The 18,066-nt window shown below is 34.5% G+C and carries 10 protein-coding genes; all 10 read right to left on the bottom strand.

The annotated features are described in order from the left end of the window. Positions 1-2 precede the first annotated feature (2 nt). Positions 3-1,565 (bottom strand): sulfatase family protein, encoded by a 1,563-nt coding sequence (locus tag AC2DZ0_RS06470; protein WP_484644452.1) that lies wholly within the window; start codon positions 1,563-1,565, stop codon positions 3-5. 65 nt (positions 1,566-1,630) lie between these two features. Beyond that, complete coding sequence (locus AC2DZ0_RS06465; protein WP_484644450.1) at positions 1,631-2,227, bottom strand: CBM96 family carbohydrate-binding protein; 597 nt, start codon at positions 2,225-2,227, stop codon at positions 1,631-1,633. A gap of 18 nt (positions 2,228-2,245) precedes the next feature. Continuing rightward, entirely contained in the window at positions 2,246-3,808 is a 1,563-nt protein-coding gene (locus AC2DZ0_RS06460; protein ID WP_484644449.1) for a DUF4955 domain-containing protein, read from the bottom strand. 5 nt (positions 3,809-3,813) lie between these two features. Then, positions 3,814-5,013, bottom strand: a complete 1,200-nt coding sequence (locus tag AC2DZ0_RS06455) for a glycoside hydrolase family 88 protein (protein ID WP_484644447.1) — start codon at positions 5,011-5,013, stop codon at positions 3,814-3,816. 143 nt (positions 5,014-5,156) lie between these two features. Continuing rightward, positions 5,157-5,822, bottom strand: a complete 666-nt coding sequence (locus AC2DZ0_RS06450; protein ID WP_484644445.1) for a DUF6250 domain-containing protein — start codon at positions 5,820-5,822, stop codon at positions 5,157-5,159. Between the two features lie 5 nt (positions 5,823-5,827). Further along, positions 5,828-7,237 carry a sulfatase family protein gene (locus AC2DZ0_RS06445; protein ID WP_484644444.1) on the bottom strand — a complete coding sequence of 470 codons (1,410 nt, stop codon included), beginning with the start codon at positions 7,235-7,237 and terminating at the stop codon, positions 5,828-5,830. An 81-nt stretch (positions 7,238-7,318) separates the two neighbouring features. Next, the gene (locus tag AC2DZ0_RS06440) at positions 7,319-9,043 is read right to left on the bottom strand and encodes a RagB/SusD family nutrient uptake outer membrane protein (RefSeq protein ID WP_484644442.1); all 1,725 of its coding nucleotides are present in this window, start codon (positions 9,041-9,043) and stop codon (positions 7,319-7,321) included. Between the two features lie 32 nt (positions 9,044-9,075). Continuing rightward, the gene (locus AC2DZ0_RS06435) at positions 9,076-12,213 is read right to left on the bottom strand and encodes a SusC/RagA family TonB-linked outer membrane protein (protein WP_484644441.1); all 3,138 of its coding nucleotides are present in this window, start codon (positions 12,211-12,213) and stop codon (positions 9,076-9,078) included. 23 nt (positions 12,214-12,236) lie between these two features. After that, the gene (locus AC2DZ0_RS06430) at positions 12,237-13,775 is read right to left on the bottom strand and encodes a hypothetical protein (RefSeq protein WP_484644440.1); all 1,539 of its coding nucleotides are present in this window, start codon (positions 13,773-13,775) and stop codon (positions 12,237-12,239) included. A 209-nt stretch (positions 13,776-13,984) separates the two neighbouring features. Next, positions 13,985-18,064, bottom strand: coding sequence for a hybrid sensor histidine kinase/response regulator transcription factor (locus AC2DZ0_RS06425; RefSeq protein ID WP_484644438.1), 4,080 nt, complete (start codon positions 18,062-18,064; stop codon positions 13,985-13,987). Between the last annotated feature and the right edge of the window lie 2 nt (positions 18,065-18,066).

The raw sequence follows: 18,066 nt of genomic DNA, 5'->3' as shown, positions 1-18,066 counted from the left end.
TTTTAGTAAGGAATGATGTCACTATATTTTTTGTTTTGATACCAAGGATCGTTGGTTTTCTTTAATAATTGACCCAGTGTTGAAAGCAGCTTAGCGGATACTTCAGGCTGTTCTTCAGGAAATATTTGTTCCAGTTGGTAAGGATCTTTTTTATTGTCATAAAAGAAAACAGAGGCTATTGAAGTTGCTTTTTTATTATCCCATTGTTTTTTGTTTTCTTGAATACAAAAAGTATACCTGTTAGTTTGTACACCACGTGAATTTCCTAGCATAATAAGAGCAGATTCAGGCTTTTTTAAACTAGTTTTTTGTGGTTCTAATAATAAGGGAGCAAAGTTTGTTCCTTCAATATCTCTCGGAATGTTTTTTTCAATTCCAGCTAGCCCCATAACTGTTGGTAGCACATCAGGCACGCTCATTAGGATATCAGAAATTCCTGCACTTATTCCTTTTGGCCAATGTACTATAAAGGGTATTGCAAGAGATTCTAATTCAACTACATTTTTCCCTGTTAATCCATGACTTCCTAACATTTCACCATGATCAGAGCTAAAGATTACGATCGTATTGTTTAATTCTCCGGTTTTCTTTAATTCTTCTAAAACTTTACCTATATATTTATCTGCACTTGTAACATTTGCATAGTAGTGTCTAGCATAGTTAGCAACTTTAGTATCAGCATTTTTTCGAACCACTAAATCTTTGTCAATCTCAGGATATTTATCCGTATCGTAATGTTTGTGTAAGGATTCCATATCTGTATTTTCATCATCCCATGGATTGTGAGGTGGGTTCATGGACCAAATCATGCAAAAAGGCTTCTTAGGATCCCTGTGCTTTTTATTGTGCAAATAACTGATGATTTTTTCAGCTTCATTTTTTGCAGAAAACATTTTTGGGAGATGAAGTTCACCATCTGATTTACCTTCAATAGCATCAGGGTCGTTTGAGTAGATTCTTGGATTGAAATGCTCATCTTTTAGTGCTTGGTAAAAGTATTCTATCCCGTGTCTTTTATTACTAGGCACATAGGTGTCATATTTGTTTACGTGATGACCACCAGGAGCTTTAGTTGTGCCAACATAATTCCCGTTTATGTCAAATAGAGGTTCATTTTTTAACCAGTGGCACTTTCCAAAATAAGAAGTGTTGTAACCTGCTTCTAAAAATAAATCTGGAATGGTAGTAATATCGTCTTTTAAACTGTGGTTTCTTCCTACTTTACAATTATTCCAAATTCCATTTTGCTCAGGATATCTACCTGACATAAGCATGCCTCTATAAGGACTGCATAAGGGGAAATTGCTAATTGCATTAGTGAAAACAATACCGTTTTTCGCTAGTCCATCAATGTTTGGGGTAATTACAGGATCTGATTTTCCTTTGACAAATTCTTTATAAGGTGCTTCTGACCAAAAGCCCGCAGAATATCTACGTAGTTGATCCGGGAAAATAATAAGCACGTTAGGTTTTTTTTCAGCAGTCTCATTTTTTTGTTTTCTCTGAGAACTGCATGATATTGATAGAACCGTAAGTGCAAAAAGTGAAAAGTATTTTAATTTCATTGGAGTTGAGTTAAAGTAAAAAGGATGAGCTGTCCCATCCTTTTATATAAACGGAAATTTTAATTTTATTCAATCATTAGATAAGATGCAACTTTGGTAGATTGTTCTTTAGAAGGAGCCATTGCGCTAATCTTATTAAAATTTGAATTGACTAGAGCTAGTGTAATTTTGCGATCTTTTTTACCATTGAACAATTTACTTACTATTTTGGGGTCTAGTTCAATTGTTAATTTTTGGTTTTTGTTGTCCAAAGATTGCGGAACCTCCACACTACCTGCAAGTTCCCCTAGTTCTAAAGCATCTGCCCAAGTAATAGAGAGTTCTCTCCATTTGTCATTTTCAACGGTATATATTTCTAGATTGAATGTAGCTTCAGGTTGATTCTCGTCTTTATAAACTTTTAAGGGGATATGAAGCGTTACTTTTTTGACACTTTTTAATTTTTTTGGAGTCTCGAATTTTAAATAAGTAATTCGCGCATATTTAGAGTCAGCGTTTGAATTAAAAATTCTCAAGTTTTTAGGAGAGGTTTCTCCAAAAGCAGTATCAGCTGTATTTCCACCTTGAATAAAGGCATCTTCTTGTACCTTAAGTTTTTGAGCTTGTGCTTGTAATCCAAAAGTAACAGCAACGAGTGTAATAAAAGTTATTATTTTTTTCATGATATATTGATTTAAAGGTTATTGTTTATCATTTTTTTCAATCCATTGTGGTAACGAACCGAGTCTTAATTTTAATTGCTCTTCAAATAGAGATTCTGGTTGAACAGGGACTCCTATACTTTCTGCTATTTGAACTTCTTTTGGGTTAAAAGAGGTTTCAGCACCATGGAATCCAACTATAATTGGAGGTACAATTCTCCAGTACCATGAGTCTGTAGCAACAAATCTAAAATCTTTGATAGCAGGACTTGTTTGTTTATAGTTCCACAATACAAGGTAGCGACCATGGTTGGGTAAGTTTTGACGAGCACCACCGGCACGTCCAGAGAAAAATCCACCTTCAATATTGTCAAATAAAGTACACCTTGGTTGAGAGGCATGTGATTCAAAACTAGTATGAGCAGGATAGGAACTTCTCCATATGACAGTTGCTGAGGTGCTGCCACCACCAACTCCAACAGCATGATGCATACCGGCTAAATCTTTCACTTTAGCAATTAAAATACCTGTAGAACCACCACCTGCATCCACAGAACTATGACCTATGTTTCCTTCTATAGTGATATCAATTGCTGTAGAATATGCTGATTGTGAAAAGCCCAAAGGGTTGGTGACGTTTTTAAAAGTGCAATTGCGTACCCATGAATTTACGGCTCTTGAAATTTTTAAGATTCCCCAACCACTATCATCTTCAGCAGATCTATGGTGTACAAATTTTTTATTCCAATTCCCCTCAAATCTTAGGTTTTCAAATCCTAATTCTTCAGAATGTGCGAAGCTGTATATTTTCCATCCATGTTTTTTTTGAACATTATAATGAATCGGTTCGCAAAAAGTAATTGTTTTTCCTTTGATAGATGCTATTTGGTGTCTTTCGTTAACTTGTACTCCCTTGTTTATGATAGTTTTCCATGCATCTTCAACTTCTAATGGCGTATTGTCATCATAAACTAATTTTTTATCATTGTTCAAAAGTTTTAGGATGATCCAATCACCTTTTTTTAATTTAGACGGATCTTTCACTTTTAATTGAAATGTTTCTCGCTTAGCATTTGAGATTACCTCTGATAAAAACCTATCGGATCCTCCAGCGCTGGTTTGGATGGCACTTGGGCAACTATACATTTTTTTTGGATCTTTGGGAGGTAAGTCATTCATAAAGTGAAGTACAGAGCCATTTTCATCATCACCTTCACCTCTAAAAACAATATTAGAAGATTTTATGATGATTTGACTTTGGTCATCAGATTCTGTATTGATATGATAAGTACCTTTTGGAAAAAAGATAATTCCATTTCCGTTTTTTATAGCAGCTGCAATGGCTTTTTTTATAGCGTTTTTATCCGATTTAAGATCGGAAGGAATAGCACCATAATTTGTAACATCAAATGTTTTATAGGTTACATTAGGGATGCCATTTTCACTGTAGTGGTAACCTGCGAAAGAAAAATCAGGTAAGATAGCCTCTTTTCCTGTTTTTTTAGCCTTTACAAAGTTCTCCCATGTTGGAGAAGTTTGCGAAAAATGCGCTGTAGTGCTCAACAAAGCAATGAAAAGTAGTGGAACATGTTTTATTTTCATAAGGCTTATTTTAAATATGTTTTATACCTGCTCAGCGCCTCTAAATAATAGTAATCAGCGTAATTTAAAGGAACATCAATTTCATTATTGTGAGGAATGCTTCCTACAGAATGTTTTAAAAGAAAATTTTTGTTTTCACCTAGTTTAGCCGTGTATTCAGGACTTGCAAGTGAGTTCATGATTTTATTAATAGCAGGAAGATACGATTCTTTTGAATAACTATCTAACTCGATAAGCGCAGAAACAGTCACTGCTGCCGCTGAAACATCTCTTGGTTCATTTGGTACGTTTGGTGCATTGTAATCCCAATATGGAATACCATCTACTGGGGTTCCAGGATAGTTGATGATGAATTTGGCTATTTTCTCTGCTTGCTCCAAATAGATAGGGTTTTGGGTATACCTATAGCAAACGGTATAACCGTAAATACCCCAAGCCTGTCCTCGCGCCCATGAGCTTTCATGTGCATATCCTTGTGCAGTGTGCTTGTTTCTTACAGCTCCCGTTTCTGGATCATAATCGATTACATGATAGGAACTATTGTCATTTCTAAAGTGATTTTTTAAGGTGGTATCAGCATGAGCTACAGCAACTTCTTGGTATTTAGTGTCTCCTGTGATTTTTGTGAGCTCAAAAAGAAGTTCTAAATTCATCATATTGTCAATAATTACAGGGTATTTCCATCCTCTAGTAGATTGCCAACCTTTTTCTACATCCCAACTCTTGATGCATCCAACTGTTGGGTCAAAGCGAGTAATTAAAGAGTTACCAGCTGTAATTAGAACTTTTTTAAAGTCTTCATTTCCGGTAAGTCGGTATCCATTTCCATAGGAACAATTAAATACAAAACCAAGATCATGATTGGTGGTGTAATTTTTATGATTTTCAAAAATTGCTTGGAATTTTTCAGCCGCAATTTTCCATTTTTCATTCTTAGTCAATTCGTACAAGTACCAATTAGAACCAGGATAGAATCCTTCAGTCCAATCAAATCTTTCGTGAATCCAATGCATATCACCCTGAGCATCTAAGGTTCTAGGGATATTGTTCTCTTCTTCTGCAGCCTTTAGTAATAAAGACAGTTGTTTGTCCGCAAATTCTATCTGTGATGCAATTTCTGGGGTTTCCGTTTTCTTTGAAGTTGCCATACAAGAACTTAAAAGGATTGGTATGACTAGCAATAAAGATAATTTTAGATATTTCATATGTGTATGATTGAATAGTATTTTATAATGTTATCTGATTGCAAGTTCCAAATTACTTCTGTTTTTGGAGGGGGAATTAGTGTTCAAGGTTAGGGGGGAAATCGTGTAGATTCTAACAATTATAGGGGGTAGATGGGGTTTTGTTACAATTGGGTTATTTTGAAGGATTTGATTACCATGTGATTGTTTACAGTTCTGAATCCGAAATATCCCGAGGTGTAAGGGGCTTGGTCAGAAAACTGAAATATTATTTCTCCATCTTTTTTATAAACAGTTCCGTTGCTGTCAACCCTTATAGAAATGTGGATGTTTTTATTTGGAATAATTTGATAAGTTTCGCCACTCAAATCATGTTCAGGTAAGAGAGGACGATTCAGTTCCCCATTATATCTTCGAAAGCGTGTCTTAGTATTATTATGTCCACCAAAACCAACATAATAAAGCATAAGATTATGGTAATTTGTGAATTTTCCTTTTCTCTGAAGTGTGTTTCTGAAAAAATGTTCGGGGTACATTGGGTCATTAGCCATCCAAAAACAATTCAAATCAGAAACGCGATCAAAAGGTCCTCCTTTATCAACGATCTCTACCTCATAATCAATTTGAATTGGTGCTTTAAGTTTTTTAGAATACCATACTGTACAACCTTTGGCATCGTTTATTTCTAATTTTTTCTTATCAAAAGAGACGGATCCACCTGGTTGTTGTTCAACTACCCAATTTTCTTTGGTAAGAGATACGGGTTTAGAGGTATGTATTTTATTGCATGCAATTAGTAAGAATGCAAATGTGAAAATTAAACCTTTCATGATTTTTAATAAGGAGTGACAAAAAGTGTGCTGGATGAGATTTTACTAGTAGAGGGTAATACGATTTTTTTTAGAAATTTGACATCATTATTTTCCATGCACCATTGGTGTAAAGTTCCTCTCAAATAATCTAATTGCTTTAGGTGTTTTTTAGAGCTTACTAAATTATTCATTTCGTAAGGGTCTTTTTCTAGATCAAACAATTGCTCTCTATCTTTACCCCAATTGTATAGAATATATTTGTATTTGTTAGTGATCACTGAACGACCCGTAGTTCCAAGGGCCTGTTTTCCTTCGAACTTGGTTTCCACCACAACAAACTCCCGATCTAGTTTTAATTTTTCATTATCTAAGAGTGGCTTTAAATTTTTACCTGGTAACTGCATGTTTGTGATGCCCGCATATGCACAAAAGGTTGGGTAGAGGTCAAGTCCATTTGAGATTAAAGTAGGGTTTGGCTTTTTGTTGGGTTTGATACTCCCAATATAATTTGCAATAAAAGGGACTTTCACACTTTCTTGGAATAGGATTGTTTTTTGATTCCAACCATGGGCCGCATTGCCATCTCCATGATCTGAAGTGAATATAATTATAGTATCTTCTCTAAGATTATTTCGGTCAATCGCCTTGATGATTTTTCCAATTTCGAAATCTACTTTTTCCACCAGGCGGTAATATGCATAGAGATAATTTCTCCAGTCATTTTGTGTGTAATTTGTTGTGGGGTAAACTTTTTTATTTGCGTTTTGTTCTAGCTGAACAACCTCCGGAAATGTTTCGGACTTTTTAAAATTGATAGGTAATTGGGGCGTGTCTTCTAATTTTGGTAAGGGTACATTTCCATAAGGCAATGGTTCGTTTCTGGCCCATTCACAAATATTATGAGGGTTGTCAAAAGATACTACCAGAAAAAAAGGTTTTTCGGTATTTCTTTTCGATTCAATATATGAGATACTTTTTTCGGCTAATCCTATATCTCCCATCGGTGCAATAAATTCAAATCCATTGCCAGCCGACATACTTGCTTCATGTGCGTGCCATTTACCTCCATAAGCACAGTCATAACCAGCTTTTGTTAAAATAGTTCCTAGAACATTTTGTTTTTCATTAGTAATAATTTGATTGTCTCCTTCTTTGTTTGAGTTGACGCCAATGGCATGAGGCATTTTACCGGTAAACATACTAGATCTAGAAGGTGTACATAATGGAAAAGTAACATAGGCATTGTCAAAATAGATTCCTGTTTTTGCCAGTTGATCTATGTTAGGAGTGCTTACATTTGTATTGCCCATATAACTAAGGGCATTGGCATTGTGTTGGTCTGTTAGGATTAATACGATATTGGGTTTTTTCTGCTTTTGTGCATTTAAAAGTAATGGAATAATAATAAGTAGAGAAGCAATGTTAAATTTCATAATGCTGTGTTTTTAATCAATAAAACCTAGGATTTCAAAATAAATTAAGAAATACTAGGTTTTTTTTAGTTTAATATTTTATTACCAACCAGGTTTTTGGTCTAAAAATTTATTCAAATTAACCTCTTGCAAGGGGTAAGGCAAAGACATGTGTTTTGATGCGTCAAAAAATTCCCCAGACCGTAAGAAAGCCTTATGATTTTCATCGGTAGCACTAAAATCGGGTGAACCAATAATTGCCTGATTTAAAAGTTCTAGTTTCGTCCCTAGTAACTCCCATCGAATTAAATCATGTTTTCTTCTTCCTTCAAAACAAAATTCTCTTAGTCTTTCGTCAACAATTTCCTGAAAAAATAATTCTTGAGTAGATACCGCAGCGGCTCTTCCTGTATTTTGTATGAAATCCAAACCAGCTCTACGTCTAACTTCATCTAAATAACCTATTGCAGAAGTGGTAGGTCCATTTAATGCATTATCTGCCTCGGCATGCATCAGTAGAATATCGGCATATCTCAACACTGGAATGTTGATTCCAGTAAAGTTTCTATTAGGAGTTGGATTTGCTTCTAAAAGGATATATGGATCAATTTCTCCGGCAGGAGGGGAGTCATTTAAATCATCAAAATCAGCAGGTTCCCATCTACGAAATTTCCCTGGACAGTAATTTGAAGCAAGTGTACTTGTAACTGCTTTTGCATCTCCACTGCCAGTGTATTGCATCGCAGGAACATTCCATGCTTTTCGTAAAATTTCATCATTGGAGACGAATAAATCTCTAACCACAGGTGTAGTGTTAAACATGGCATAGGCACCTGGATATCCATCATCACCACCTCCGTAATTAAAAGCTAGTCCATTGATTCCTCCGATTCTACCATGGGCATCTATCCCAGATTCTCTCAGATATTTAAAGGAAATCTCAAAAAGAGTTTCTTGTGTATCATAGACATTTTCAATATAACTTAAAAAATGTTTTCTGTAATTATCACTAACAATGGTAACAACTTCTTCACCGTCCACAATATCTGTTGTTACTATAGAAGGAGTGAGGCTATGTTCACCAGAATTAATTACGATTTCGCATTGCTCAAGGACTTTACTATATTTTGTATTGTCTTTCAAAGGGTAGCCAGCCATTTTTAAATAAACTCGCGCCATTAATCCATGTGCAGCCATTTTATTAGCCCTTCCCGGAATATAGCTAGCATCACTAATCAATGGTAGATGCTCTGAGGCAAAAGTATAATCTTCAATAATTTGAGTGTATAATTCTTCTAGACTTACAGGTTTAAGATGATTTGCAGTTTGATCTAGGGTTGAAGTTAGTGGCATAGGAACTTCTTCAAACCAGGATGCTAATAAAGAAAAGGCATGAGCGCGTAAAAATTTTGCTTCTCCGATATACCTACTGTACTCATCTTCTTCAAATCCGGATTTATCAAGTTTTTCTATAAAAATATTACTCAGGTTGATGATCTGATATAAATAAGCCCATAAGTTTTTGATATCATTGTCTGCTGAGGTGTGACGATATAAGCCAACGGTCCAGTTTTCATTGTATCTTCTATTATAATAACCTTCATCCGTACCTGATTCCATGATAATCGACATGGCTTGACCATAAACCTGATCACTGGCAAATTGGGAGTAGATACCTGCAAGAGCTATATCCGCCTCTATACTATTCGAATAAAAATTGTTGATCCCCCAAGTTGATTGTGGTTCTTCATTTAAAAAATCAGAACAACCCGAGCTCATTGCTGCGATGGCAAATAAGCTTAAAAGTATTTTATGTAGTTTTTTCATTTTTTAGATTTTTAAGGTTTCTGAAATTCTTATTAAAAAATAATATCAAGTCCTGTCATAATAGTTGTGCTCTGTGGATAGGCGGAGTAATCTAGATTTGGAGTTAATGCCCCAAATTTACCCACCGACACATCTGGGTCATAGCCAGAGTAGTTGGTCCAGGTAAATAAATTTTGACCTGTTACAAATACTCGTAAACTTTTTAACTTAAGTTGCTCAGCAAATACAGAAGGTAGGTTATAACCAAATGAAACTGCTTTTAGTTTTAAATAGGACCCGTCTTCTATATGTCGGTTATCGATTTGATTTCCTTTGGGAGCTGCACCATATACATTAGCATATCTGATAGTACCCACAGTTGTGTTGGTGTTTGTTGGTGACCAAGCATTTATTAAATCAGGAAATCCATTTCGTCTACCTGCCTCCGGAACTCCAAATACCGTTTTATTAGCATTTAAGATATCATATCCATAAGACCATTGTAATAAGAAGTTAAAATCAAAGTCCCCGAATTCAAAAGTATTTGAAAGTCCCCCAAAATGTTTAGGATGTGGATTTCCAATAACAACTCTATCTTGATCGTTCACAGTACCATCTCCATTTTGATCTATAAACTTTACACTTCCCGGGGCAACAGGTAAGGTACCATTGTCTGGAATACCTTCTTTCAAAACATAGGTTTGTAAAGCATTGTCCCAGTTAAAGTCATCTACTTGGTAAATTCTATCAAATTCCAAACCATACATCATCCCAACAGGTTGCCCCACTTTTGTGATATATTGATATTCTGGATAACTATTATTCCATTCAGGGTCAGTAAAAATCGCCTCTTGACCATCGTTTAAGGCTATTGTTTCATTTTTGTTAAATGATATATTAAATGATGATGTCCATCTAAAGTTATCAGTCGTAATATTGACAGAATTTAATGTAACCTCTAACCCTGCATTTTGAACTTTTCCAACATTTTGTTGTACTTTGTCAAATCCTGTATGTGGTGCCATTTCAGCTTTTAATAACAAATCAGATGTTGATTTTTTATAATAGTCTACTGTGGCTTGTAATTTTTGATTGAAAAATCCAAGATCTAACCCAGCATTTGTTTGGCTTGTAGTTTCCCAGCGTAAATCAGGAACTCCTAAATTACTTTGATAAGCACCTGGTGTGTAGTTTTGACCTGTTCCCCATACATAACCACTGGAAACACTTGCGTTTAATTGGCTGTAGGCGTCATAATCTCCAATTCTGTTGTTTCCGGTTTTACCCCATCCAATTCTTAATTTAGCAAAAGAGACTGCATCAAGACCCATCATAAAGTTTTCATCACTTAATTTCCAACCAGCTGAGAATGAAGGAAAGTACCCCCATCTGTTGTCTTCACTGAATTTAGAAGATCCATCTGCTCTGTATGTTGCCGTTAATAAATATTTATTTTTATAACTATAATTGATTCTTGCAAAATAGGACAGTAACGTGTTTGCAGACAATTGGGTAACAGGAATCGATGGAGATGTTCCTAAATCTAACTTTGCCATTCCGAATAAATCGGTTGGAATTTCAGAATTTTTCATGCGGGCGTATTCGCTATCTCTTGCTTGTGCTTCTAATCCAGCCAACCCAGTAAAACTGTTTTTACCAAATTTCTTTTTGTAGGTAAGGGTGTTGGATGTAGATAAAGTTTGATATCTACGAGTAGTAAGAGTTCCATTGATGTGGTCGGTTCCTCTTCGTCCTTGTTGTGTGTCTAATCCAAAGAATAAAGTTTCCTTTCTATTGTCAACTTGATAAGTTCCTGACACTCTAAGATATAAGTTGGGTTTGAATTTATGAGTAATTGCTAAACTACCACGAATTACATCTGAACGATTTGATCTATCTGTATTTTCAAGGTTTTTCACAGGATTGAATAAATACCTTTGATTGCTATCATCGAAATCGTAACCACCTTCTTCCAAACCATCATCATTAATGGGTTCAACGGGTCTAAACTGGACAGCATCCCTTATAACACTTGTATATTTATTTCCAGAAATGGTAGGACCAGTTCGGTCTAAATGAGAGTATTGTAAATAACCATTAAAAGTAGTCTTAGAATTTAATTTGTGTGTGAACTTTAAATTGTTCAAGTATTTTTTAAATCCTGTATTGATCATTGTTCCCTCTTGATCAAGGTATTCCGTTGAAAAGTACAATTTAGTCGTTTTGTTACCTCCACTCAGACTTAAATTGTAACGAGATGTTTCTGCTAATTGGAAAATTTCATCTTGCCAACTAGTTCCTTCACTATTTCGATATAATTCTTTATCAACCCAGTCTTTTTTGAAAAAATTTGTGTACTGACCTGGGGTATAGTTATCTAATGCCTTTGCGATTTGTTCTTGGTACAACACATAGTCATAAGGACCCAAAACCTGAAGTCTGTTTGGAATCCATTGTAAGCTGTGTGCTACACTAAATTTTACATCCGTTTTACCATCACTTCTTCCTTCTTTAGTGGTTATGATTATAACTCCATTGGCAGCTCTAGAACCATAAATGGCAGTTGCTGAAGCATCTTTTAAAATATCGAAACTTTCAATGTCATTTGTGCTAATACTAGCAGGGTCAAAATCTTCAAGAGGAATTCCGTCTACTACATATAGAGGTGAGTTGTCTCCTGTAATTGAGTTTCCTCCTCTAATTACAATATTAAGACTTTCACCAGGGGTTCCATCTACAGAACCTATTTGCACACCAGATACTCTACCTGCCAAAGCTTGGTCGAAATTAGTAGTGGCGGTATTGACTAAATCTTCTGCGGCAACGGATGCCACAGCACCAGTTAAGTCTTTCTTTTTTACTGTTCCATAACCAACAACTACAACTTCTTCTAAGCTAACATTTGATTCTCGAAGTTTTATGTTTAGCGTATTGTTGTTTTCTATGATTACCTCTTGGGTTTCAAATCCCATATAGCTAAAGGTAAGTTTAGCTCCTGATTTTATATCGTTTAAAGAAAACAGTCCATCAAAATCAGAAATGGTTCCTTTATTTTCTCCTTTTGAGATAATGGATACACCAGGTAATGGGTTTCCGTTGGAATCTGAGACTTTCCCTGTGATTGCTTTTTGTGCGTACCCGATAAAAGAGAAGCAGGTAAGTGCTATGAATATTGTTATAATATTTTTCATTTGAATTGTTTTTTTGAAATGTTTTACTCCTCTGAAGCTTTAAAATGTACGTCTGAAACATAGTATCTACCAGGTCTTCCTTTTGAACCAGAGTCAGGTTTTCCTGGTCCAGTGTAGGTAGCAGCAATTTTAAATTTTAAAGCAAAGCTTTTAGAATCTTTATAAGGATTTAGGTTTAATTCATTTCTTACCCATTTGGCATCAGCATTTCTTGTAGGGTCTTTTCTTCCATCAGGATCCCCATCTCCCAATTTCTGGTCTCCAGGATAAGGAGTTCCGATGAATGGCGTACCAGTTGTGGTATTGATTTGACAAGCTAATTGGTCATTGATTTGAGTCCAGGTGGAAGTTTCGTTGTCACCTGTAAAATCTGTAGAAATATAAATTTCTAGCTCAGAGGGAGTACCTCCATCAGTTTTGTATTCTACATATTGGTTTTTAGTATAGAAAACGGTTGCAAGGTTGTACCCTAATTTGTATTGTGTTAAGTCTTGCGGGTTTATAATAATAAAAGATTCATGTGGCTCCCAATCGCCGGCAGTCATATTGGTCCAAAGTGATTTGTTTCCGATTACGGATTCAGGTCTTTCTTCTGCTGCTAGGGGGGCAGGGGCAGCCTGCAGCCAAGTTTTCGCTTCGGTTACATCTCCTGGCTTTAAAATAGTTTTTTCGTATCCATACAATTTGCTTTCTGCTTGTAGTGTTGGATAGAAAAAGTAATTTGTTTGTTTAGGAAGATCTACCGGAGCATTAGAGGCTACTAAGAATAAGAAACTAGATCCTTGAAATTCTGTAACTTCTTGACTAATATTACTAGTAACCTGTACCGTTGGGTATATGGTGTCGTTAAGGGTTGTTGTGTAATCGTCTTGCAGGCGAATAACACCTGTTTCCGTATCGATAACTAATTTCTCTTGGTCGCTACCTAATGAAAATGTAACATCTGGATTTCCGGTAATAAGGTATGGCTGCGTTGTAGTGGCATCAGTTGATGTTACTAAATTTTGTGCTATTGGTGAGTATAACAAATTTGTCACTAATCCAGGGCCTACACCTAAATGAAAAACATCATCAAAAGTTGAAGAACTTACGGATTCACCATTTTTTGTGGTTACTTTAACAGTAAAATAGTAATCATCAATTCCAAAATTGTTTTCGTCTGCTATTTCAATAACTCCGGCTTTACTGTAGTTGTAAGCAGTATAACTTTTAATGGTATCTCCTTCAAAGATGATATAATCTTCAGGATCTAAATTTACGGTTTTCTCTGTTGGATTTTCGATGCTTACATCTTTCATATAAGTATCGTCGAGTTGACTTCCGTCAGATTTTTTAGCGGAAACTATTTCATAGTGAGGGATCAATCCATTTGTTTGGATGGTAGGAGTTCCTGTTTTTAAAGCTGCATTCTCTCTAGCATTTAAAACTTCATGATAATGCAGTTCACTGGGACCCTCATAATTATCCAAGCTAGTGCCTGGGCTAAATGTCTCTTGATTACAACTACTGAAGAAGAGTAGTGAGCCAAGAGACATAAATATTAATCTATAGGTTGTTTTCATAGGTTGCGTAAGTTTAGGTTTTAGTATTCGTTTTACTTTGTAAAATTGGAGAATACTAAGTTGTTTTTTGTGGTGCAAAATGGTCTAACAGGAGGTGTGAATTGTTCAAAACCCTGTTTTTGCTTGGTTGTACTAGAAATATAAAAAAAAACTACCAAAATAAATGTATGTTTATCTTGGTAGTTTTTAATTTCTAAGGAGTAGGGTTTCTAACTCTCGTTTTCTTTCTTATGGATGTTTCTATAGTTCGAAGGTACTTCGTTGAATTGAGCCTTGAAGCACTTTCTAAAATATTTCAAATCACTAAAGCCCACTTCATATGCTATTTCAGAGATATGCATTTTTGTGTTCGCAATCAATTGTCCTGCTTTTTTTAGTTTGATGGTTCTTATAAATTCTGTTATAGATTGATTGGTAAGTGCTTTGAATTTTCGATATAAAACAGATCTACTCATATTCATTTGTTTGGTGAATACATGCACGTTAAACTCAGGATCGGTTATGTTTTCTTCAATTATTTGAATTGCTTTTTCTAAAAATAATTCATCTGCAGAGGTAACGGAAAGTTCTTTAGGAGTTAAAATAAGGTCCTTTTTAAACTTACTGATTAAATTGGTTCTTGTGCTTAGCAAGTTGTCAACTCTGACCTCAAGTATTGCCGCATCAAAAGGTTTTGTTATGTAAGCATCTGCACCAAATTGATAGCCATCTTTTTGATGAGCAGAATCTGTTTTTGCCGTTAAAAGTATGATTGGGATATGACTGCTCGTAATATTTGATTTTATTTGTTTGCAAAGTTCTAATCCATCCATTACAGGCATCATAATATCACTGATGATTAGATCAATATCTTTATTGTTTGCAATAGAAATGGCCGTATTTCCATTTTCTGCTGTGTATATATTGTACTTTTTATCAAATATTTCTTTGATAAAATTTCTTACATCTGAGTTGTCTTCAACAACCAATAAAGTGGACTTGTTTTCATCTAGGGTAATATTGTTATCTATTTCTGCACTGGTCTCAGAAGGATCTAAATTTGGATCAGATTCTGTTTGGTTCAATGGATTTTCGGTTTTGGTAGCCAATAATTTATCAGAATTGTTAATATGATGATCTCCTAATAAAAATTTGACCTGGAAGGAGGTTCCTTCTTTTTTTGAACTAGTTACGGAAATGTTTCCTTTATGAAGATCCACAAGACTTTTGGTAAGTGCTAAACCAATGCCAGATCCAGATTTAAATCCATCTTGGTCGGATCGGTAATATCTATCAAAAACATGTTTTATATTTTTCTGAGGGATTTCTTCACCGAAATTAGTAATGGTAATAATCACTTCGGTATTTGTACTTTCTATATAAATGTTTATTTCACTTTCGTCTTGAGTATATTTAAAGGCATTGGATAATAAATTGAAAAGAATTTTTTTCATTTTGATTTTATCAAACCATAAGTTGATTTCTTTTCTTTCTGATACAAAATCGTATTTTATGTTTTTGACTTTTGCTAAATCTTGAAAGGCAAGTTTAATTTCCTTAGTAAAGGAAACAATATTTGATTCTGAGGCATGTAGCTCTAATTTACCAGATTCACTTTTTCTGAAATCTAATAATTGCGTAATTAGTTGAAGTAACATATTTGCATTTCTTTGCATTGTAATATGTTGCTTTTGAATAAAGTCATCTCCTATGTTATTTTCGATCATTCTTTGCAAGGGACCGATAATTAACGTTAAAGGAGTTCTAAAATCATGAGAAATATTGGTAAAAAGTTTTAATTTCATTTGGTTAACTTCTTCCAATCTTTCTCTATTTATTTTTTCTTTTTTTAATTCATTTTTTTCTTTGTTTCTTAATCGTATTAAAGCATAAGTTGCGTAGGTTAACACAGATATGAAAACGAAATAAAATAGATAGGCCCAAATAGTTTTCCAAGGAGCTGGTAGTACTCTAATAGAAATCGATTCTCCTTTCTCATTCCAATGGTTATCATTATTGGAGGCTTTGACCCTAAACTTATAATTGCCCTGATCAATATTAGTATAGGTAGCTGATTTGTTATTGCCAATAAAATTCCAGTCTTCATCAAACCCCTCTAGTTTATATGCAAATTGATTTTTATTGGCTTGCGAAAAATTAAGAGCTGTGAAATCAAAACTAAAATCGTTTTGTTTGTAATTTAGGGTAATAGTAGGGGTGTGTTTGGTTAAGGTTTTAAAGGGTTTGTTACTTACACGCATTTTAAAAATATCTACGGCAGGTACAAATTTATTCTCTACTATTTGTGACGGATTGAAATAGTTTAAACCGCTGGTGCCGCCAAAATATAAAGAACCGTTATTGGCCTTTGAGTAGGCACCATAGTTAAATTCACTCCCTTGTAAACCATCAGATTCATCAAAGTTTTTTACGTTACCTGTTTTGAGATTTAATCTACTAATTCCGCTGTTGGTAGAAAACCATAAATTATTTTCTGAATCAGGAAGAATTCCATAGATAACTTCATTCAACAGGCCCTGTTTGATGCCATATTTTTTTGTGATTTTAGTTGATGGATTATAAGAGAACAGACCATCTCCCTCTGTTCCTATCCAAATTGATCCGTCTGTATGCTGATAGACGCAATTAACCGTTTTATTTGAGTCGGGATCCTTATAGTCAACGGGTATTCTAGAAATGACTTTGGTATTGATGTTGATTTTTTCTAATCCTTGAGAACCAGTAATAAAAAGTATTTCAGGGTCATTGGATTGATGGATGGCATTTATCGACTTTAAGCTATAGTTGAGTTTGATAAATTCTTTTCTTTTGGTGTTGTAGTGTAATAAGCCATTGGTAAGGGTTCCGATCCAAATATTGTAGTTGGAATCTTCTAAAATAGCTAGGATTCTTTTATCCGAAACAGTAATGCCATTTTCTTGAGTTCCATCAAAATGCTCAAAAGACACTATTTTTTTTGAAGTATCTAAATAATTCAAACCACCATCATGAGTTCCAATCCATAAATTACCTTTATGGTCTTGAATCATAGATTTAATATTATTGGAACTTATGGATGTTTTATCATTTTTATGATACGTATAGTAAGAAAAAAGTCCCGTTTTTCTATCAAGATAATTTAAACCACCACCTTCAGTACCAATCCAAAGATTATTCTTTTCTGTTTCAATGATAGAGCTAATCACCTTGTAATTGAGCATACTTTTGACTGGGCCGGCAGGGATGTGTTTAAAAATATCATAACTATAATCAAAGTAATTGATGCCCCCTGCCCAAGTACCAATCCACAAATCTCCTTTTTTATCTTTTATGATTTTGTAGATGGAATTCTGACTTAAACTTGTTGGGTTGTTTTCATCATGGACAAAAGTTTGTATGGATTTCTCCGTTTTATTTAAAATATGCAATCCTTTATAAGTTCCAATCCATAGATTTTGGAATTTGTCTTCACAAAATGTTCTTACTTCATTGGTAATTGGTTTTTTACCGTGTAATAGGTAGTCTTCAAAACGGTTTGTTTCTGGATTTAGAAGTGCCAGTCCATTGCTATAACCACACCAAATATTATTTTTATGATCTTTAAAAATTTTAGGTGAACTGGTTCTATTAGTTTTCTGTGTTGCTCCTTTTGGATAATCGTAATGCTGCCATTTGTTATTTTCGATATCGTATCTTTCGATTTTATCGATCGTACAGATCCAAATGTTTCCATCCTTAGAATTAAAAATGGATCTGGTTCTGTTATTCGTTAAACTGTTATCGTCTTTGTTTCTATTTACTAAGAATTCTGTTTTGTTATTATCGAGGTTAATTTTAGCAACACCTGAACTTGTGCTTACTAAAAGAAGAGAATCTTTATATTCGGTTATTCCCCAAATTTCTAATTTATTTAAAGCCAATTTATCAGTCCATTTTTCTACAGAATGAAAATTTTCCAATTCAGGATTGTATTGGTTCAAGCCTTTTTTGGTTCCAACCCATATGTTTTCTTTCGAATCTTGATAGATACTTGTAACCCAGCTATCAGAGATACTTTCTGTTTGTTCTGAGTTTTGTCGAAATGTTTTGAATTTTGTACCATCAAATTTGTTCAGTCCTTCTCTAGTTCCAAACCATATATAGCCTGTTTTATCTTGATGAATAGCAATGACTGATCCTTGAGATAAGCCTTGTGTTGTGGTGTAATGTTTAAATTTTAAATTATTGAAATGATGATCCGTAAACTGTGCTTTTGCATTGTTGGTGTAATGCAAAAAAAGAATAAGAGAAAATAGTTTCAGTAATTTCATAT

The organism is Flavicella sp. IMCC45668, from assembly GCF_057219105.1.
The sequence above is the reverse complement of the archived record's forward strand: the minus strand, read 5'-3'. Positions and strand labels throughout refer to the sequence as shown.